Genomic DNA, 19,267 nt, shown 5'->3' with positions numbered 1-19,267 from the left:
CCGGACCCAACGTACCTGCTCGCCCTCGCCGAGGAATGCGTGGGCCTGGTGTCCCGGCAGTTCGGCCGGCTGCTGGACTGGTCGCCGGAGAGCCTGTCGACCCTCGACGAGGTGTGCGCCGACCTGCTCGCCGACGGGCCGCTGGCCGACGAGCGCCTCGACCTGTGGTGGCGGCTGGTCGGCGCCTACACCGGCGAAGTCACCGTCCGGGCCTACGGTGGCGAGTGGGTCGAGCACGAGAGGTCGCCCGGCGCCCCGGCGGTCTCGGCGCTCGGCGTGACCGGGTTCCCGTTCGGGCTGGCCGCGCGGGTCCTCGACGGGGAATGGCGATCAGGCCGCGGGCCGCCAGATCCGACCACCGCGGATCGACCTGACGACGGACCATGCGGACCAGAGCGCTCGTGTCGACCAGGTACTTCACCGGTCAAGCTCAGTGAGCCGCTCGAAGTGGAATCCCCCCTCGTCGGCAACCTCCTGAAGGTCGACCAGGGCCCGCTGCCGACGCTCGCGGCTGGACTTCACGACCTGCCGGAGGGCCCCGTCACCGTCTCCTTCTTGGTAGCGGTGCCGAGAGCGGCCGTCGCTTCTGCCAGAAGATCCTCATCGAGATCCAACAGCGTCTTGGCCATGAAATACACCTCCCGGACGATGATATATCCGGGAGGTGTAGATATCCATGGTCAGCCGACGGCCGCCATGATCTCGTCACTGACGTCGAAGTTCGCGTAGACGTTCTGCACGTCGTCGCAGTCCTCCAGGACGTCGATCAGCTTGAAGATCTTGCGCGCGCCGTCCTCGTCCAGCGGCACGTTCACGCTGGGGATGAGGGAGGACTCGGCGGACTCGTACTCGATGCCGGCGTCCTGCAGGGCGGTGCGGACGGCGATCAGGTCGCCCGGCTCGGAGACCACCTCGTACGCCTCGCCGAGGTCGTTGACCTCCTCCGCCCCGGCGTCGAGGACGGCCAGCATCACGTCGTCCTCGGTCGTGTCGCCCTTCGGCACGATCACCACGCCCTTGCGGGAGAACATGTACGACACCGAGCCGGCGTCGGCGAACGAGCCGCCGTTGCGGGTCAGCGCCGTGCGCACCTCGGTGGCGGCGCGGTTACGGTTGTCGGTCAGGCACTCGATCAGCAGCGCCACGCCGTTCGGGCCGTACCCCTCGTACATGATCGTCTGGTAGTCGGCGCCGCCGGCCTCCAGGCCGGAGCCGCGCTTGACCGCCCGGTCGATGTTGTCGTTGGGGACTGAGTTCTTCTTCGCCTTCTGGATGGCGTCGTAGAGCGTCGGGTTGCCGGCCGGGTCGCCGCCGCCGGTGCGGGCCGCGACCTCGACGTTCTTGATCAGCTTGGCGAACATCTTGCCGCGCTTGGCGTCGATCACGGCCTTCTTGTGCTTGGTGGTCGCCCACTTAGAGTGGCCGGACATCTCCTACCTCCGTCTGTTGATCACGCCTGCGTCGACTGCCCGCGCCGGATCCACCTCTCCACCGGCGAACGCGATGGGCCGGTCGGTCGTTCCGTGGAAGGCCGCGGCGGGCGCTGGGCCCTGCCGAACCGCGGCAATCCTACCGAGGCGGCGCCGGTCGGCGTCACACCCGTCACCCGGCACGTCCCGCGCAGGGCGCCCTTCCCGGTACGGAAAGGGCCGCGCCGCCGCTCAGGCGCCGCCGCTCAGGCGGCGCGGACCAGGTCCACGAAGTAGCGGTGCAGCCGCAGGTCGGCGGTCAACTCCGGGTGGAACGAGGTGGCCAGGAGGTTGCCCTGCCGGACCGCGACGATCCGCCCGGCGGCCGGGCCCTCGGTCACCTCGCCGAGAACCTCCACCCCGGCGCCGATCCGCTCGACCCACGGCGCCCGGATGAAGACCGCGTGGAAGGGCTCGCCCTCGACCCCGGCGATCGCCACCGGGGCCTCGAACGAGTCGACCTGCCGGCCGAACGCGTTGCGCCGGACGGTCATCTCGATGCCGGCGAAGCCGCGCTGGTCGGGGCGGCCGTCGAGCACCTCGGTGGCCAGCATGATCATGCCGGCGCAGGAGCCGTAGACCGGCATCCCGGCGGCGATGCGCTTGTCGATCGGCTCGCGCATCTCGAAGATGTCGGCCAGCTTGCTGATCGTGGTGGACTCGCCGCCGGGGATGACCAGACCGTCGACCGCGTCCAGCTCCTCGGGGCGGCGTACCGGGCGGGCGTGGGCGCCCGCGCCGGTCAGGGCCGCGACGTGCTCGCGGACGTCACCCTGGAGCGCGAGCACGCCGATAGCGGGTGCCGTCACGTGTGTCACCTCTCGAAGCTTCCGTTTCCGCTCGATGCCCTGCTACGCGGGCGGGGCCCCGGCGTCGGCCGGGGCCCCGCCCCACGTCACCAGCCGCGCTCGGCCAGGCGGTGCGGCTGCGGGATCTCGTCGACGTTGATGCCGACCATCGCCTCGCCGAGGCCGCGGGAGACCTTGGCCAGCACGTCCGGGTCGTCGTGGAAGGTGGTGGCCTTGACGATCGCGGCGGCCCGCTGGGCCGGGTTGCCGGACTTGAAGATGCCGGAGCCGACGAAGACGCCCTCGGCACCGAGCTGCATCATCATCGCGGCGTCGGCCGGGGTGGCGATGCCGCCGGCGGTGAACAGCACCACGGGCAGCTTGCCGGTCTCGGCGACCTCCTTGACCAGCTCGTACGGCGCCTGCAGCTCCTTGGCCGCGACGAACAGCTCGTCCTCGGGCAGCGACTGCAGGCGGCGGATCTCCTGGCGGATCTTCCGCATGTGCGTCGTCGCGTTGGAGACGTCGCCGGTGCCGGCCTCGCCCTTGGAGCGGATCATGGCCGCGCCCTCGGTGATCCGGCGCAGCGCCTCGCCCAGGTTGGTCGCCCCGCAGACGAAGGGGACGGTGAACGCCCACTTGTCGATGTGGTTGGCGTAGTCGGCGGGGGTGAGCACCTCGGACTCGTCGACGTAGTCGACGCCGAGCGACTGCAGGATCTGCGCCTCGACGAAGTGGCCGATCCGGGCCTTGGCCATCACCGGGATGGAGACGGCGTTGATGATGCCGTCGATCATGTCCGGGTCGCTCATCCGGGAGACGCCGCCCTGGGCGCGGATGTCGGCGGGCACCCGCTCGAGCGCCATCACGGCGACGGCGCCGGCGTCCTCAGCGATCTTGGCCTGCTCGGGGGTGACCACGTCCATGATCACGCCACCCTTGAGCATCTCGGCCATGCCGCGCTTGACGCGGGCGGTGCCGACGACGGGGGTGGCACTGGCGTTCTGGGGGGTGGTTTCGGGCACGGGTCATCGCTCCTCGGCGTGCTCGGGGCTGGCTCGTTCGAATGTTACGACGGGGTCAACGCGCCACCGACAGCCAATCAGACCCAAGGTGGCCTGATTTGTGGCGGTCCTCACCCCGGCGGCGGACCTCAGGCCGGCACGTCCGCCGGCAGTTCCAGGGTGGGGTCGTCGATGTCGAAGTAGCGCGGCCACGGGTGGCGGCGCCCCATCCGCAGCAGCCGCACCAGCGGCCTGCCGCGCACCGCGCGGGCGTCCCGGACCAGGTCGGTGTGCACCTGGCGGGCCAGCGCCAGCCGCCGGCTCGCGGCGATCACCGCCGCGCAGTCCGCGTCGGCCGGGTCCAGCGGCACCGCGCGCAGCTGGCGGGTGAGGTCGTTCTCGGCCGCCTCCCGCCCCTCGGACTCCGCGTCCAGGGCGATGCGGGCAGCCGCGTACAGCTCCACGCCGTAGCGCCGCTCGGCCAGCACCGCGGCGGCCGCCGCCCGGCGCAGCAGGTGCGCGTCGAGGGCCCGGGCCGCCGACTCCGCCCGGACGCGCAGCCGCTCGACCCGACCGGCCGTCCAGACCAGGTACGCCACGACCAGCCCGACGACCAGGGTCGCGCCCACCACCCACCACATGCCCGGCATCGTAGTGCCGCCTCCTCCCACCCGGACGGGTCGGCGGTTCCGCGCGGCGCGCCCCGGCGGGGGACGGCCCGTGCCGGCGTCGCCCGTCACGGCGGCCCCGGAGGCCCCGGCAGTCACTCCGGCCCGCCCGGCTCCGCCCACTCCTGGTCGATGACCCGCCCGTCGGTCGCCTCGATCGCCGCCGCGTACACCTCCAGCACCCGGCGCGCGACCACGGGCCAGTCGAACTGCGCCACCACCTGGTCGCCGCAGGCGGTCAGCTCGGCCCGCCGCGCGGGGTCGTCCAGCAGGTCGACCAGGGCGTCGCGCAGCGCCGCCGCGTCCCCGGTGGGGAACAGCCGCCCGGCCCGGCCGCCGTCGAGCACGCGGCGGAACGCGTCCAGGTCGCTGGCCACGACCGTGGTGCCGGCCGCCAGCGCCTCGGTGAGGATCATGCCGAAGGACTCGCCGCCGGTGTTCGGGGCGACGTACAGGTGCACGCTGCGCAGCATGCGCGCCTTGTCCTCCTCGGGCACCAGGCCGAGGAAGGTGACCCGGTCGCGCAGGTCGGCGGGGAACTGGTCGAACAGGTCGTCCGGGTCGCCCGGCCCGGCCACCAGCAGCCGCAGCCCCGGGCGGCGGCGGGCCAGCTCGACGAAGGCGTCCCGCAGGATCGGGAAGCCCTTGCGGGGCTCGGTGAACCGGCCGAGGAAGCCGACGGCACCGCCCACGCCGGGCCCGCACTCCCCCGGCCAGCCGGGCAGCGGCGCCACCCCGGTGAACTTGGCGACCGTCACGCCGTTGGGGATCTCCACCGCGCCGCCGTCCAGGTGTTCGACCTGCACCTTGCGGGCCAGCGCGCTGACGGCGATGCGGGCGGTGATGCGCTCCAGCACGATCTGCAGCGCGCCCTGCGCGGCGGCGAGCACCCGGGACCGGGTGATCGCCGTGTGGAAGGTGGCCACCACCGGGCCCCGGGCCGAGAGCACGGCGAGCATGGACAGGCTCAGCGTCAGCGGCTCGTGCACGTGCAGCACGTCGAAGTCGCCCCGCGTGATCCAGCGCCGCACCCGCGCGGTGGAGACCGGGCCGAACGCGATGCGGGCGACGGAGCCGTTGTACGGCAGCGGCACGGCGCGGCCCGCGGGCACCACGTACGGCGGCAGCGGGGAGTCCTCGTCGGCGGGGGCCAGCACGCTCACCTCGTGCCCGAGCCCGATCAGCGCCTCGGCCAGGTCCGTGACGTGGTTCTGGACCCCGCCCGGCACGTCGAACGAGTACGGGCACACGATGCCGATCCGCACCTCAGAACCGGCCCTCGTCCGCGGGCCGCCGCCGCGCCGCGCTCCTCGTGCCCACCACGCCTCCCCGCCTCAGACCGTTCCGTCGGTGGCCGGGGGCGCGGGGGCGTGCGGGGCCCCCACGTCGACCGTGCCGCGCTGGTCCAGCCACATCCGCTGCAACATGTGCCAGTCCTCCGGGTGCCGGGCGATGCCGGCCGCCAGGGCGTCCGCGATCCGCTGGGTCAGCGCCCGGGCCCGCTGGTCGAGCGGTCCCTCGGTCGGGTCGGGCAGGGGCAGCGGCCCCTCCAGGGCGGCGCACGCCGCGTCCGGCTCGTACCACATGTGCGCCACGTAGAGCGGGGCGCCGGTGCGCAGGGCGAGCAGCGCCGGGCCGGGCGGCATCCGGGTCCGCGCGCCGAAGAAGTCGACCTCCACGCCCCGGGCGGAGAGGTCCCGGTCGGCCAGCAGCGGCACCACCGCGCCGGCCCGCAGCCGGTCCAGCAGTACGTCGAACGCGGGCCGGTCGCCGCCGGAGGTGGGCAGGATCTCCATGCCCAGGCTCCGGCGGAAGGCGAGGAACCGCTGGTAGACGCCCTCGGGCTTGAGCCGCTCGGCGACGGTGGTGATCGGCCAGCCGGTGGCCGCCACCCAGGCGCCGGCGGCGTCCCAGTTGCCGGCGTGCGGCAGCGCCACGACGGCGCCCCGGCCGGCGGCGACGTCGGCGGCGAGGTGCTCGACCCCCGCCGGGTCGAGCCGGAACCCGGCGAGTAGCTGCTCCCGGCTCAGCGCCGGCAGCCGGAACGCCTCCATCCAGTACCGGGCGTACGAGCGCAGGCCACGCCGGACCAGGTCGTCCAGCTCCGCCTCGGGCAGCTCGGGGCCGACCACCCGGCGCAGGTTGGCGCGCAGTCGGGCCGTACCCGAGCCGCCGGAGCGGTACGCCCGGTCGGCGCCCGCCCGGAACGCCGCGGCGGCCACGGGCCGGGGCAGCGCGCGGACCAGCCGCCAGCCGGCGACGTAGGCGAGCTCGGTGAGGTTCACCCCGGTCGCCCGCTCGGGGTGACCTCGCGTGCCTGCCGGTACACGTGCAGCATCCGCTGCCCCACGGTGAAGATGGAGACGGCGGCCAGCAGCCAGAGCGCGATCTGGAGGGCGTACGGGACGCCGAGGCCGGTGAGCAGCCCGCCGACGCCGACGATGAGCAGCCGCTCGGTGCGCTCGGCGATGCCCACGTTGCAGGTCATCCCCAGGCCCTCGGCGCGGGCCTTGACGTAGGAGACCAGGCCGCCGACGGCGAGGCAGAGCAGCGCGGCGGCGACGCCGGCGTGGTCGCCCTCGGTGGCCAGCCAGTACGCGACCGCGCCGAAGACGGCGCTGTCGGCGATCCGGTCCATGCTCGAGTCGAGGAACGCCCCGAACCGCGTCGACCCGCCGCTCATCCGGGCCATCGTCCCGTCGAGCAGGTCGGTGAGCGCGAAGACCGTCACGACGAGGGCACCGGCGACCAGGTGCCCGCGGGCGCCGAGGCCGAGCGCCCCGACGAGCACCCCGAGGGTGCCCGTCACGGTGACCGCGTTGGGGGACACGCCCGCGCGGAGCAGGCCGCGCGCGATCGGCTCGACGACGCGGGTCATCCCCGCGCGGGCCGACACTTGGAAGATCTTCGCCATGGCGGTCCCACGATAACGGCCGGCCGCCCACGGCGGTACGCCACGGTCGTCGCGCCGCCCGAAGTCTTGTGCGCGCTGCGTTACGGGTGTGAGATCGAGCGTGGGGGTGATGCAGGTCACCCGTCCGCCCGTCCCGTATTCGCTGTGCAGCAGATCACCGGAGGATATCGCCGCGGAACCCGCCCCGGGCCGCTCCCCCGTCGCGCGCGGCGGTCGCCACCAACCACCGGCTGAGGGAGGTGCGCCCCATGGCGCAGAAGAGTCAGGAGAAGGGTGTCACCGGCGGCGCGCCGGTGGTGACCGAGCCCGGCAGGGTTCGCAACGTGGTGCTCGTCGGGCACTCCGGTGCGGGCAAGACGACCCTGGTGGAGGCGCTGCTCACGGCGAGCGGCACCATCGGCCGGGCCGGCACGGTCACCGACGGCACCACGGTGTGCGACCACGATCCGGCGGCCGTCCGCCAGCAGCGGTCGGTGAGCCTGGCCTGCGCGCCGCTGCTGCACCGGGACGTGAAGATCAACCTGCTGGACACCCCGGGCTACGCCGACTTCGTCGGCGAGCTGCGCGCCGGCCTGCGGGCCGCCGACGCCGCGCTCTTCGTGGTCTCCGCGGCGGGTGGGATGGACGCCGCCACCGTCGCGCTCTGGGAGGAGTGCGCCGCGGTGGACATGCCCCGGGCGGTCGCGGTGACCCGGCTGGACCACCCGCGCGCCGACTTCGACGAGACCGTGGCGCTGTGCCAGCGGGTCTTCGGCGACAACGTGCTGCCGCTGTACCTGCCGATGCTGGACGACTCCGGCGAGTCCGTGGTCGGCCTGCTCGGCCTGGTCACCCGCCGGGTCTTCGACTACACCGCCGGCCTGCCGGCACAGGTCCGCGAGCCGGACCCGGAGCACCTGCCGGCCATCGCCGAGGCCCGCGACGAGCTGATCGAGGGGATCATCGCCGAGAGCGAGGACGAGTCCCTGATGGACCGCTACCTCGCCGGCGAGGAGCTCGACACCGAGCTGCTGATCGCCGACCTGGAGAAGGCGGTCGCCCGGGGGCACTTCTACCCGGTCGTGCCGGTCTCCGTCGACACCGGGGTGGGCCTGGACGCGCTGCTGGACGGCCTGGTCTCCGCGTTCCCGTCGCCGCCGGAGCACGAGCTGCCCGCCGTCGCCGGGCTGGACGGCTCGCCCCGGCCGCCGCTGACCTGCGACCCGGACGGCCCCCTCGTGGCCGAGGTGGTCAAGACGACTGTCGACCGGCACGTCGGGCGGGTCTCGCTGGTCCGGGTCTTCTCCGGCACGCTGCGCCCGGAGCTGACCGTGCACGTCGCCGGGCACGGCATGGCCGAGCGCGGGCATCCCGACCACGACGCCGACGAGCGGGTCGGGCACCTCTACAGCCCGCTCGGGGCGGCCCTGCGCGAGGTGCCCCTGTGCGTGGCCGGCGACATCTGCGCGATCACCAAGTCGGGCAGCGCGGAGACGGGCGACACGATCTCCGCGAAGGACGACCCGCTGCTGGTGGCGCCGTGGGACATGCCCGAACCGCTGCTGCCGGTGGCGGTCGTCGCCCGCAGCCGGGCCGACGAGGACGCCCTCGCCCGCAACCTGGCCCGGCTGGTGGCGGGCGACCCGACGCTGCGGCTGGAGCGCAACCCGGAGACCCACCAGCTCGTCCTGTGGACGATGGGCGAGGCGCACGCCGACGTGGTGCTCGACCGGCTGCGCGGCGGCGGCGCCGAGCTGGACACCGAGCCGGTGCGGGTGGCGTTCCGGGAGACCCTGACCGCGCCCGCGAAGGGGCACGGCCGGCACGTCAAGCAGTCCGGCGGCCACGGCCAGTACGCGATCTGCGACATCGAGGTGGAGCCGCTGCCCCCGGGCGGCGGCTTCGAGTTCGTCGACCGGGTGGTGGGCGGCGCGGTGCCGCACAATTACATCCCGTCGGTGGAGAAGGGCGTGCGGGCCCAGCTGGAGCGCGGCCTCGTCGCCGGCCACCCGGTGGTGGACCTGCGGGTGACCCTGTTCGACGGCAAGGCGCACAGCGTGGACTCGTCCGACGCCGCGTTCCAGACCGCCGGGGCGCTGGCGCTGCGCGACGCCGCGGAGCGGGGCCAGCCGACCCTGCTGGAGCCGGTGGACGAGGTGGCCGTCCGGGTGCCCGACTCCGCCGTCGGCGCGGTCATGGGCGACCTGTCCGGCCGGCGCGGCCGGGTGCTCGGCACCGAGCCCGACCCGGAGGCGGACGGCCGCACCCTGGTCCGCGCCGAGGTGCCCGCCACCGAGCTGCTCCGGTACGCCATCGAGCTGCGCTCGCTGACGTCGGGGACCGGCACGTTCCGCCGCGCCTTCGCCCGCTACGAGCCGATGCCGACCCACCTCGCCGAGCAGGTCCGCAAGGAGCACAACGGCGCCTCCTGACGCCCGCGCGCCCCACTGATCTTGCACTTTCGGCCCTGACAGAAGCGGCATGGCGCCCATTCGAGGGGCCAAACGTGCAAGATCGCGCACGGGGAGGAGGAGGCGCGGGGGCGGGAGCGCGCAGGGGGGTCAGCTGGGCCAGGCGCGGACGAACAGGTCGCGGGTGTCGGCGAGCAGCTGCGGCAGGACCTTCGTCCGCCCGATGACGGGCATGAAGTTGGCGTCCCCGCCCCAGCGGGGCACCACGTGCTGGTGCAGGTGCGCGGCGATCCCGGCGCCGGCCACGCCGCCCTGGTTCATCCCGAGGTTGAACCCGTGCGCGTTGCTGACCTTGCGCACCACCCGCATCGCGGTCTGGGTGAACACGGCCAGCTCGGCGGTCTCCGGCTCGTCCAGGTCGGTGTAGTCGGCGACGTGCCGGTACGGGCAGACCAGCAGGTGACCCGGGTTGTACGGGTAGAGGTTCAGCACCGCGAAGACGTGCCGCCCCCGCGCCACGACCAGGCTCTCCTCCGGCGCCAGCCGGGGCGCGCGGCAGAACGGGCAGCCGGTCGGCTTCTCGTAGCCCTCGGCGGGGCGGTCCTCGCCGGAGATGTACGTCATCCGGTGCGGTGTCCAGAGCCGCTCCAGGCCGTCGGTCATCCCGCCACCGTCCGCGTGCCGCTCCGCCCCAGTCACAGACGCGATCCTACGGACCGTCCCGCCGGCCTGCGAGCGTCGCCTGTCGCTGCAAATTTCCGCCACTCGTTGCGCAACTTGTTGACGAATCCACGCCCAGCTATGAAAATCCCAAACATTGAAACACTTGCATTCAATGATGGGGGACCCGTGATTCGACGAATCGGCAAGATCCTCGCGGCCCTCGCGCTGACCGCCGCCAGCACGGTGATCGGCGTCACCGCCACCGCCGGGGCCGCCCACGCCGACGGCTGCTACACCTGGGGACGCACCCTGTCGGAGGGGATGTCCGGCGAGGACGTCCGGCAGTTGCAGATCCGCGTCTCCGGCTACCCCGGCTACGGCGCCGTGCTCGGCCTCGACGGGGCGTACGGGCCGGCCACCAAGGCGGCCGTGACCCGCTTCCAGCAGGCCTACGGGCTGGCCGCCGACGGCATCGCCGGACCGAACACGTTCAACAAGATCTACGCGCTGCAGGACGACGACTGCACCCCGATCAACTTCAGCTACGCCGAGCTGAACAGGTGCAACAGCGACTGGTCGGGCGGGGCGGTGTCGGCCAGCACCGCCAAGTTCAACGCGCGGGTGACGATGTGGAAGCTCCAGGCGATGCGGCACGCCCTCGGCGACCAGTCGATCGTCGTGACCAGCGGGTTCCGTAGCTACGCCTGCAACAGCGCCGTCGGCGGGTCGTCGACCAGCCGGCACCTCTACGGCGACGCCGCCGACCTCGCCGCCGGGCCGCACTCGCTCTGCCGGCTCGCCCAGCAGGCCCGCAACCACGGCTTCAACGAGATCCTGGGCCCCGGCTACCCCGGGCACGACGACCACACCCACGTCGCCGACAAGTCATACCGGACCTGGTCCGCGCCCAGCTGCGGCATCTGATCCCGGCGCCCGGGTCCCTCCCGCCTGCGCGGCGGGAGGGACCCGGGCGGCTCACGCCTTGGCGGAGGGCCCGGAGTTGCTGCGGGAATTGACGACGTCGAGCACGTGGACGACCGCCTCGCCGACCGGCACCCCGTTGCGCTGGGAGCCGTCGCGGTAGCGGAAGGAGACCGTGCCGGCGGCCACGTCGTCGTCGCCGGCGATCACCATGAACGGGATCTTCTGCTGCTGGGCGGTGCGGATCTTCTTCTGCATCCGCTCGTCGCCCGCGTCGACCTGGGCCCGGACGCCCTCGGCGCGCAGCGCCGCCACGAACCCGCGCAGGTAGTCGGTGTGGTCCTCGCGGATCGGGATGCCGACCACCTGCACCGGAGCCAGCCAGGCCGGGAACGCGCCCGCGTAGTGCTCGGTGAGCACGCCGAAGAACCGCTCGATCGAGCCGAACAGCGCCCGGTGGATCATGACCGGCCGCTGCCGCGAGCCGTCGGCGGCCTGGTACTCCAGCCCGAACCGCTCCGGCTGGTTGAAGTCGACCTGGATCGTCGACATCTGCCAGGTCCGGCCGATCGCGTCGCGGGCCTGCACCGAGATCTTCGGGCCGTAGAAGGCCGCCCCGCCCGGGTCGGGCACCAGGTCCAGCCCGGACTCCTCGGCCGCGGTCCGCAGCGCCTCGGTCGCCTCGGCCCAGTCGGCGTCGCTGCCGATGAACTTCGGCGAGTCGTCGCGGGTCGACAGCTCCAGGTAGAAGTCGTCCAGGCCGTAGTCGCGCAGCAGGTCCAGCACGAAGGTGAGCAGGGTCGACAGCTCGCCCGCCATCTGCTCCCGGGTGCAGTAGATGTGCGAGTCGTCCTGGGTCAGCCCGCGCACCCGGGTCAGGCCGTGCACCACGCCGGACTTCTCGTACCGGTAGACCGTGCCGAACTCGAACAGCCGCAGCGGCAGCTCCCGGTAGGACCGCCCGCGCGCCCTGAAGATCAGGTTGTGCATCGGGCAGTTCATCGCCTTGAGGTAGTAGTCCGCCCCCTCGAACTGCATCGGGGGGAACATGGTGTCGGCGTAGTAGGGCAGGTGCCCGGAGGTCTCGAACAGCTGCGCCTTGGTGATGTGCGGGGTGTTGACGAACTCGTACCCCGCCGCCTCGTGCCGACGGCGCGAGTAGTTCTCCAGCTCCCGGCGGATGATGCCGCCCTTGGGGTGGAAGACCGCGAGGCCGGAGCCGACCTCGTCGGGGAAGCTGAACAGGTCCAGGTCCGCGCCGAGCTTGCGGTGGTCGCGCCGGGCGGCCTCCTCCAGGAGCTTCAGGTACGCCTTCAGCTCGTCCCGCGTCGGCCAGGCCGTGCCGTACACGCGCTGGAGCTGCGGGTTCTTCTCCGACCCCCGCCAGTACGCGGCGGCCGAGCGCATCAGCTTGAACGCGCCGATCAGTCGGGTGTTCGGCAGGTGCGGGCCCCGGCACAGGTCCGACCAGCAGACCTTGTCCTCGCTCGCGGCGAGGTTGTCGTAGATGGTCAGCTCGCCCCCGCCGACCTCCATCACCTGCGAGGAGTCCAGCCCCTCGCCCTTGACCTCGATCAGCTCCAGCTTGAACGGCTCGTTGGCCAGCTCGCCCCGGGCCTCGTCCAGGCTGTTGAACCGCCGCCGCCGGAACCGCTGCCCCGACTTGACGATCTCCTGCATCCGCTTCTCGAGCTTGGCCAGGTCGTCGGGCTGGAACGGCTTGTCGACGGCGAAGTCGTAGTAGAAGCCGTTCTCGATGGGCGGGCCGATGCCGAGCTTCGCCTCGGGGAAGACGTCCTGCACCGCCTGGGCCAGCACGTGCGCGGTCGAGTGGCGCAGCACGTTCAGCCCGTCCGGGGTGTCGATGCCGACGGGCTCGACCGTGGTGTCCTCGGCCGGCGTCCAGTCCAGGTCGCGGAGCTGGCCCTGCGGATCGCGGACCACGACGACCACCTTCGGGCCGCTGGTGGGCAGCCCGGCCGCGGCCACCGCGTCGGCCGCCGTCGTCCCGGCGGCGACGACGACGGGGTCGGCCACGACGGGGGTACGGGGTGCGGACACGGTGACTCCTCCAGCAGACGACGGACGCGGCCGAGCGACCGCCCTGCTGATGCTATAGGGCGGGGCAGGGCGACTTCTTGTCGCATTCGGTAGAGGAAGGGGCCCAGCCCTTGATCGACTCCATGTCGGCGACATGGCGCCATCCGACCCGCGTGCACCCCGCCATGGCGCCGACATGGCGTGATCCGGCCCCGCCCCGGCCCCGCGCCCCGCGCCCCGCGACCCGGCAAAGCAGGCGGTCAGCCGGCCCAGTCGGGCAGCGGCTCCCGGGCGGCCAGCCAGTCGGCGGGCACCCCGCCGGGCGTGCCGACGCCGGTGCGGGCGGCGACGATCGCCCCCACGATGGCGGCGGTGGTGTCCACGTCCCCGCCCGCCGCCACGCAGGCGCGGATCGCCGCCGGGTAGTCGTCGAGGTGGGTGGCGGCCACCCAGAGCGTGAACGGGACCGTGTCCTGCGCGGTGACCCGGGAGCCGTTGCCGAGCGCGTCGGCGGCCACCGCCGCCGGGTGGCCCAGCAGGGCGGCGGCCCGGCGTACCCCCCGGTGCACCTCGGCGCCGGGGTCGAGGGCGGCGGCCACCGCGGCGAGCAGGCGCGACGGCGACCGGTGGTCCCCGTCGAGGCGGGCGCGCGCGGCCAGGGCGGCGGCCACCGCCACCGCCACCGCCCCGGCGATCCCCTCGGGGTGGGCGTGGGTGACCTCGGCGGAGGCCCGGGCCTGGGCAGCCGCGCGCCGGGTGGAGTCGGCGAACCACGCCCCGAGCGGGCCGACCCGCATCGCCGCCCCGTTGCCGCACGAGCCCTGCCCGTCGAACGCGGACGCGGCGGCGGCCGGCCACGGGGTGCCCGTTCGAATCAGGCGCAGGATGGTCACGGCACCGGGGCCGTAGCCCCGGTAGGGCTCGCAGCGCTCGGCGAAGGCGAGCGCCAGCCGGTCCCGGTCGATCGCTCCGGCTGCGGCCAACTCGACCACCACCGAGCACGCCATCTCGGTGTCGTCGGTCCACTGCCAGGGCGGCGGCGGCAGCCGGCCGGCCGCGAGGTCGGCGGGCGCCCGCCCCGGGACGAAGAACTGGGAGCCCAGGGCGTCGCCGACGGAGAGGCCGGCGAGACTGTCCCGGGCGAGCGCCAGGCGGGTGTCCGCGAAGAGCGTGAACGACATGGTCGTACCAGCTTGCCCGGTTCGCCCGTACGCCGCAACGCGATCAACTTGCCACGCCGAGTACCGTGCTGACGTGGCCACCGTGCTCCTGGTCGAAGACGATCACGTCGTACGCGGCGCGATGCTGCGGTCCCTCGCCGACCGGGGGCACGCCGTGCACGCCGTGGGCACGGCGCTGGACGCGCTGCGCCGGGTGGCCGCGGAGGCCCCCGACCTGGTGGTGCTGGACCTGGGCCTGCCCGACCTGGACGGCTCCGACGCGCTGCGCATGCTGCGCGGCATCACCGACATCCCGATCATCATCGCCACGGCCCGTGACGACGAGCAGTCGGTGGTCCGGCTGCTGCGGGCGGGCGCGGACGACTACATGGTCAAGCCGTTCACCGGCGCGCACCTGGACGCCCGGATCACCACGGTGCTGCGCCGGGTGGGCCGGGCCAGCCGGACGGTGCAGCCGGCCGTGCACACCGTCAGCGGCCTGCGGGTCGACGTCGGCGAGCGCAGCGCGACGCTCGACGGGGTGCCGCTCGCGCTGACCCGGAAGGAATTCGACCTGCTGGCGTATCTCGCCGCGCGACCCGGGCGGGTAGTGTCCCGCCGGGAACTCTTGGAGGAGGTATGGCGGCAGCCGTCGGTCGGCGAGGACCAGACCATCGACGTTCACCTGTACTGGCTGCGCCGCAAGATGGGCGAGTCCGCGGCGAGGCCGCGCTACCTGCGCACCGTGCGGGGGGTGGGATTCCGGTTGGTGGCCCCGGACTGAGGGCGACGCTGGCCTGGCTCACCGCCGGCGTGTGCGCCCTCGCCGCGGCGGCCTTCCTCGTCCCGCTCGGGATCACCCTCGGCGACGGCCCCCGGGATGCCGCCCTCGCCGACGCCGCCCGGCGCGCCGCGCTGGTCACCGGGGCGCTCGCGGTGAGCACCGAACCGGCCGCCGTACGGCGCGCGGTGGAGGCCAGCGGCGACGACCCGGCCACCCGGGCGGTGGTGCACGGGCTGGGCGGGGACGCCCCGGCCGGGCGCGCCGACGCGGCGGCGCTGGCCCGGGCCGCCGCCGAGCGCCGGTCCGTGGTCACCGACACCCCCGGCGGAGTGCTGCGGCTCGACCCGGTGGTGCTCGGGGACACGGTGGCCGTGGTCGAGGTGTTCGTCCCGGACTCCGCGCTCGACGCCGGGGCGGGCAGCCGCTGGCCGCTGCTGGGCGCGGTGGCGGCGGCGCTGGTCGGGGCTGCCGTGCTGGTGGTGGACCGGGTGGCCGCGCGGACCGCCGACTCGGCCCGGGGCCTGGTGCGCGCCGCGGCCGCCGTGGGCGAGGGCGACCTCGGGGTACGCGTGGAGCCCAGCGGCCCGCGCGAGCTGGCCGAGGCCGGTCACGCGTTCAACCGGATGGCGGAGCGGCTGGTGGCGGCCCGCACGGACGAGCGGGAACTCGTCGCCGACCTGTCGCACCGGCTGCGTACCCCGCTGACCGTGCTGCGCCTGGACGCCGAGGGGCTGGACTCCGACGACACCAGCGTGGGCTCGTTCAGCGAGGCGGAGCTGGACCGGCGGCGGACGATCCGGCGCATCCGGCAGGCGATCGTCACCCTCGAGGGCGAGATCGACGTACTGATCAAGACGACCCGCAAGGCGGTCACGCACGAGCCCGGGCCGGCGATGTGCGACGTCAGCGAGGTGGTCCGCGACCGGATGGTGTTCTGGGCGGCCCTCGCCGGCGACCAGCACCGGCCGCACCGGGTGATCGGGGCGCAGCTGCGCATCCCGGCGCCGGTCCCCCGGGCCGAGTTGGCCGCCGCGCTCGACGCGGTGATCGGCAACGTGTTCCGCTACACCCCCCAGGGCACCGCGTTCGAGGTCGCGGTCTCCCGGCGGGACGGGTACGTGGCGATCCGGGTCGACGACGCGGGGCCGGGCATCGCCAACCCGGACCGGGCGCTGCGCCGCGGCGCCAGCGACCAGGGGTCGACGGGGCTGGGCCTGGACATCGCCAAGCGCGTGGCGGTGCAGGCCAGCGGGTCGGTGAGCATCGACCGGGCCCAGCTCGGCGGCGCCAGCGTGGTGATGCTGCTGGCCGACCCGGACGCCGCCCCGCGGCAGGTCAACCGGTTCGGCCTGGTCGGCCGGATGGCCCGGGAGGCGCGTGAGCAGAAGACCACGGGTCGCCGCTGGCCCCGGCAGCGTCCCGCCGGGGACTGACCGGCCCACGGCGCCGGGCCGGGGCCCCGCCCCGGCGGTCGCGCGGTTGTGCGCAGCCGCAAGTCTTCCTTAGGTCTGCATTAACCACCGCCTCGCGCCGGGGCCGGGCTGGCAGGATCCGGTGCAGAACCATCAGCACCACCGGCCACTGCCCCGGACCCTCCCCCTGGCCGGTGGAGCCGTGCGCGCGGCGGGAGCCCGATCCCCCCACAATCGTCTCCCGCCGCGCGCGCCGCCTCCGTTCAGCCTGCCGCCGCCAGGTACGCGTCGATCTCGGCGGCGATCCGCTCCTTCTCCGCCAGCTCCAGGAACGACGCGGTCACCGCGTCCCGGGCCAGCGCCGCCACCCCGTCCGGGCCGCGGTCGAGCAGCCGGGCGGCCACCGCGTACTCGTCGTTGAGGGTGGTGCCGAACATCGGCGGGTCGTCGGAGTTGACGGTGACCAGCACGCCCGCCTCGACGAGGCGGGGCAGCGGGTGCTCGTCGAGCGAGGCGACCGCCCGGGTGCGCACGTTGGAGGTGGGGCAGACCTCCAGGGCGATCCGCCGCTCGGCGAGGTACGCGAGCAGCTCCGGATCGGCGGCGGCGGAGATGCCGTGGCCGATCCGCTCCGCGCCGAGGTCGCGCAGCGCGTCCCAGACGGTCTGCGGGCCGGTGGTCTCGCCGGCGTGCGGTACCGAGCGCAGCCCGGCCGCCCGGGCCCGGTCGAAGTACGGCTTGAACTGCGGCCGGGGCACGCCGATCTCGGGGCCGCCGAGGCCGAAGCTGACCAGCCCGGCGGGGCGGTCCTCCAGGCAGATCCGCAGCGTCTCCTCGGCGGCCGGCAGCCCCGCCTCCCCGGGGATGTCGAAGCACCAGCGCAGGGCGATGCCGAAGTCGGCCTCGGCGCGCTTGCGGGCGTCCTCGATGGCCTCGCAGAACGCCGGGGACGGGATGCCGCGGCGCACGTGCGAGTACGGCGTGACGGTCAGCTCGGCGTACCGGACCTGCTGGCGGGCCAGCTCGCGGGCCACCTCGTGGGTGAGGATCCAGACGTCCTCCGGGTCGCGGATCAGGTCCACGACGCTCAGGTAGACCTCGATGAAGTGGGCGAAGTCGCGGAAGGCGAAGTAGTCGGCGAGCTTGTCCGGGTCCGCCGGCACCGGGCCGCGCCCCTCGTGCCGGGCGGCCAGTTCGGCCACGATCCGGGGCGAGGCGGAGCCGACGTGGTGCACGTGCAGCTCCACCTTGGGCAGTCCGGCGATGAAGGTGGACAGGTCGGTCACGAGTTCTCCTCTGCGCGGGCGCCCGTGCGGGCGACGACGAAGACCCGCCGGAACGGGAAGTACACCCGACCGCCCCGGACCGGGTACGCCGCGGCGAGGCGTACGCCCAACTCGGCGCGGAAGTCGGCCCAGCGCGCCTGGTCGAGGGCGGCCCGGACGGGGCGCAGCGCGGTGCCCTCCATCCAGGACAGCACCGGGTGGTCCGCGTCGGCGGGGGCCGGCAGCAGGTGCACGTACGTAGTCTCCCAGGCGTCGACCGCGCAGCCGGCACCGGCCAGCAGCGCGGCGTAGCCGACCGCGTCGTCGACCGGGGCCTCGCGCAGCAGCGGCGTCAGCTCGGCGGCCCACGGGCCGTCCCCGGCCACCTCGCGCAGGGCCCGGTGCGAGGGGGCGGCGAAGTTCCCCGGCACCTGGACGGCCAGGCACGCGCCGGCGGGCAGCTCGGCGGCCCACCGGGTGAGCAGCTCCCGGTGGCCCGGCACCCACTGCAGCACCGCGTTGCTGACCAGCACGTCGACGTCCGGCGCGGGCCGCCAGTCGCGGACGTCGCCGACGGCGAACTGGACCGGGGCGCCCAGGGCGGCGGCCCGCTCGACCATCTCCGGTGAGGAGTCGAGCCCGGTGATCCGGCTGGCCGGCCAGCGCGCGGCGAGGGTCGCGGTCAGGGTGCCCGGCCCGCAGCCGAGGTCCACCACCGCCCGGGGTCGCTCGGCCGGGATCCGCGCCACCAGGTCGTGGAAGGGCCGCGACCGTTCGTCGCCGTAGCGCAGGTACGTCGCCGGGTCCCACATGGTCAACCTCCAAGCCACCACGGCGGGCGCCGCAGCAAACCGTACGTTCGTCTTGCAACACCGTACGGCCGACGGCCGCGCCGGACAAGCGGGTCACTAGGCTTCCGGGTATGGAGCGGCGCGACCAGCCCCGGCATCCGGCGGCGACCGCGCCGGCGACGGTGCTCGCGCGCCCGGGCGACGCGGCGCATGCTGGACCGGGCGGTCGGGCCCGGGCCGCGGGCGCAGGAGGAACACGATGAAGGAATGGCTCCCGCTCACCCTCGGCCTGCTCGCCGTGGTCGTCGGCGCCGTCTGGACGGTGCAGGGTCTGGGCTACGTGGCCGGCAGCCTGATGACCGACCAACGAATCTGGGTCCTCATCGGCCCGTTGGTGCTCCTGGTCGGACTGGTCGCCATCTGGCGCGGCCTACGCGCCCGGCGCCACCGTTCCTGACCCACCCGCCGACGATCGGCGATCCGGCGGCGACCGACGATCCGGCGACGGACCCGCCCGGCCGGCGCCGGCCGATCCGCCCGGCCGCCGGCTGGCCGTTCCGCACGGCCGGCACCGGGGCGGGCCCATGAGTGCCTTGGTGGCGAGCCGGATGTCGCAGATGGTCTCGATCTTGCCGCCGGCGCCGTATCGCGCAATGCGGAAAGCCCCGCATCCCGGAGGGACGCGGGGCTTCACTTCGATCCGGATGGATCGCCCCCTCGGCCGACGCCGCCGGCCGGGACTGGCTCAGAGCGGGCGGACCTGCTCAGCCTGCGGGCCCTTCTGACCCTGGGCGATCTCGAACTCCACCCGCTGGTTCTCCTCCAGCGTGCGGTAGCCGCTGGTCTGGATGGCCGAGAAGTGGACGAACACGTCAGCACCCCCGCCGTCGACGGTGATGAAGCCGAAGCCCTTGTCTGCGTTGAACCACTTCACGGTTCCCTGCGCCATGTGTATCTCCTTCTAAAACTGGCGGCCGAGCACGCCGTGCGGCCGATTG

General features: G+C 74.1%; 19 protein-coding genes. 5 read left to right on the top strand and 14 right to left on the bottom strand.

Annotation, left to right across the window (positions count from 1 at the left end; translation table 11 throughout):
- Window positions 1-518: 518 nt before the first annotated feature.
- The 8 genes from ACGFIZ_RS17910 to pgsA form a co-directional block, all read right to left on the bottom strand.
- On the bottom strand, window positions 519-629 hold the full coding sequence (locus tag ACGFIZ_RS17910; protein ID WP_393420512.1) for a type II toxin-antitoxin system VapB family antitoxin: 111 nt from the start codon (window positions 627-629) through the stop codon (window positions 519-521).
- Between the two features lie 51 nt (window positions 630-680).
- Complete coding sequence (locus ACGFIZ_RS17905) at window positions 681-1,430, bottom strand: YebC/PmpR family DNA-binding transcriptional regulator (RefSeq protein WP_347669164.1); 750 nt, start codon at window positions 1,428-1,430, stop codon at window positions 681-683.
- A gap of 245 nt (window positions 1,431-1,675) precedes the next feature.
- Complete coding sequence (gene pdxT, locus ACGFIZ_RS17900) at window positions 1,676-2,278, bottom strand: pyridoxal 5'-phosphate synthase glutaminase subunit PdxT (RefSeq protein WP_393420510.1); 603 nt, start codon at window positions 2,276-2,278, stop codon at window positions 1,676-1,678.
- A gap of 86 nt (window positions 2,279-2,364) precedes the next feature.
- A complete protein-coding gene (gene pdxS, locus ACGFIZ_RS17895) occupies window positions 2,365-3,282 on the bottom strand; it encodes a pyridoxal 5'-phosphate synthase lyase subunit PdxS (RefSeq protein ID WP_347669166.1) in 918 nt (305 codons plus the stop codon).
- A gap of 128 nt (window positions 3,283-3,410) precedes the next feature.
- Complete coding sequence (locus tag ACGFIZ_RS17890; RefSeq protein WP_393420508.1) at window positions 3,411-3,911, bottom strand: hypothetical protein; 501 nt, start codon at window positions 3,909-3,911, stop codon at window positions 3,411-3,413.
- A 113-nt stretch (window positions 3,912-4,024) separates the two neighbouring features.
- Complete coding sequence (locus tag ACGFIZ_RS17885) at window positions 4,025-5,194, bottom strand: glycosyltransferase family 4 protein (protein ID WP_393420506.1); 1,170 nt, start codon at window positions 5,192-5,194, stop codon at window positions 4,025-4,027.
- Between the two features lie 69 nt (window positions 5,195-5,263).
- Window positions 5,264-6,214, bottom strand: a complete 951-nt coding sequence (locus tag ACGFIZ_RS17880; protein ID WP_393420504.1) for a phosphatidylinositol mannoside acyltransferase — start codon at window positions 6,212-6,214, stop codon at window positions 5,264-5,266.
- Complete coding sequence (gene pgsA, locus ACGFIZ_RS17875) at window positions 6,211-6,843, bottom strand: phosphatidylinositol phosphate synthase (RefSeq protein WP_393420502.1); 633 nt, start codon at window positions 6,841-6,843, stop codon at window positions 6,211-6,213. Before pgsA ends, ACGFIZ_RS17880 begins: the two co-directional genes overlap by 4 nt.
- A 248-nt stretch (window positions 6,844-7,091) precedes the next feature.
- On the opposite strand from pgsA, the gene ACGFIZ_RS17870 reads away from it, so the two are divergent.
- On the top strand, window positions 7,092-9,254 hold the full coding sequence (locus tag ACGFIZ_RS17870) for an elongation factor G-like protein EF-G2 (protein WP_393420500.1): 2,163 nt from the start codon (window positions 7,092-7,094) through the stop codon (window positions 9,252-9,254).
- Window positions 9,255-9,383: 129 nt separating this feature from the next.
- Here ACGFIZ_RS17870 and ACGFIZ_RS17865 read toward each other — a convergent pair whose 3' ends face one another.
- Window positions 9,384-9,896, bottom strand: coding sequence for an HIT family protein (locus tag ACGFIZ_RS17865; RefSeq protein ID WP_393420595.1), 513 nt, complete (start codon window positions 9,894-9,896; stop codon window positions 9,384-9,386).
- Window positions 9,897-10,082: 186 nt separating this feature from the next.
- On the opposite strand from ACGFIZ_RS17865, the gene ACGFIZ_RS17860 reads away from it, so the two are divergent.
- On the top strand, window positions 10,083-10,820 hold the full coding sequence (locus tag ACGFIZ_RS17860; RefSeq protein ID WP_393420498.1) for a D-Ala-D-Ala carboxypeptidase family metallohydrolase: 738 nt from the start codon (window positions 10,083-10,085) through the stop codon (window positions 10,818-10,820).
- 51 nt (window positions 10,821-10,871) lie between these two features.
- On the opposite strand, the gene thrS is transcribed toward ACGFIZ_RS17860, so the two are convergent.
- Window positions 10,872-12,878: a threonine--tRNA ligase gene (gene thrS / locus ACGFIZ_RS17855; RefSeq protein ID WP_393420496.1), complete on the bottom strand. Its 2,007-nt coding sequence runs from the start codon at window positions 12,876-12,878 to the stop codon at window positions 10,872-10,874.
- Window positions 12,879-13,117: 239 nt separating this feature from the next.
- Window positions 13,118-14,038 carry an ADP-ribosylglycohydrolase family protein gene (locus ACGFIZ_RS17850; protein ID WP_393420494.1) on the bottom strand — a complete coding sequence of 307 codons (921 nt, stop codon included), beginning with the start codon at window positions 14,036-14,038 and terminating at the stop codon, window positions 13,118-13,120.
- Between the two features lie 73 nt (window positions 14,039-14,111).
- Between ACGFIZ_RS17850 and ACGFIZ_RS17845 the strand changes: the two genes are divergently transcribed.
- Entirely contained in the window at window positions 14,112-14,801 is a 690-nt protein-coding gene (locus ACGFIZ_RS17845) for a response regulator transcription factor (RefSeq protein WP_393420492.1), read from the top strand.
- 29 nt (window positions 14,802-14,830) lie between these two features.
- Complete coding sequence (locus ACGFIZ_RS17840; protein WP_393420490.1) at window positions 14,831-16,234, top strand: ATP-binding protein; 1,404 nt, start codon at window positions 14,831-14,833, stop codon at window positions 16,232-16,234.
- Between the two features lie 242 nt (window positions 16,235-16,476).
- Here the strand turns inward: ACGFIZ_RS17840 and ACGFIZ_RS17835 are convergent, their stop codons facing one another.
- Complete coding sequence (locus ACGFIZ_RS17835; protein WP_393420488.1) at window positions 16,477-17,499, bottom strand: adenosine deaminase; 1,023 nt, start codon at window positions 17,497-17,499, stop codon at window positions 16,477-16,479.
- Window positions 17,496-18,290 carry a trans-aconitate 2-methyltransferase gene (locus tag ACGFIZ_RS17830; protein WP_393420486.1) on the bottom strand — a complete coding sequence of 265 codons (795 nt, stop codon included), beginning with the start codon at window positions 18,288-18,290 and terminating at the stop codon, window positions 17,496-17,498. The genes ACGFIZ_RS17835 and ACGFIZ_RS17830 overlap by 4 nt, the downstream gene beginning before the upstream one ends.
- Before the next feature lie 238 nt (window positions 18,291-18,528).
- On the opposite strand from ACGFIZ_RS17830, the gene ACGFIZ_RS17825 reads away from it, so the two are divergent.
- Window positions 18,529-18,726, top strand: coding sequence for a hypothetical protein (locus ACGFIZ_RS17825; protein WP_393420484.1), 198 nt, complete (start codon window positions 18,529-18,531; stop codon window positions 18,724-18,726).
- A 288-nt stretch (window positions 18,727-19,014) separates the two neighbouring features.
- Here the strand turns inward: ACGFIZ_RS17825 and ACGFIZ_RS17820 are convergent, their stop codons facing one another.
- Window positions 19,015-19,218 (bottom strand): cold-shock protein, encoded by a 204-nt coding sequence (locus ACGFIZ_RS17820; protein WP_011905669.1) that lies wholly within the window; start codon window positions 19,216-19,218, stop codon window positions 19,015-19,017.
- Between the last annotated feature and the right edge of the window lie 49 nt (window positions 19,219-19,267).

Origin of the sequence: Micromonospora sp. NPDC048830, from assembly GCF_043198215.1 — a bacterium.
Taxonomy (GTDB): Bacteria; Actinomycetota; Actinomycetes; order Mycobacteriales; family Micromonosporaceae; genus Micromonospora.
Note: the sequence above shows the minus strand (reverse complement) of the source record. Positions and strands in the feature narration are given on the sequence as shown.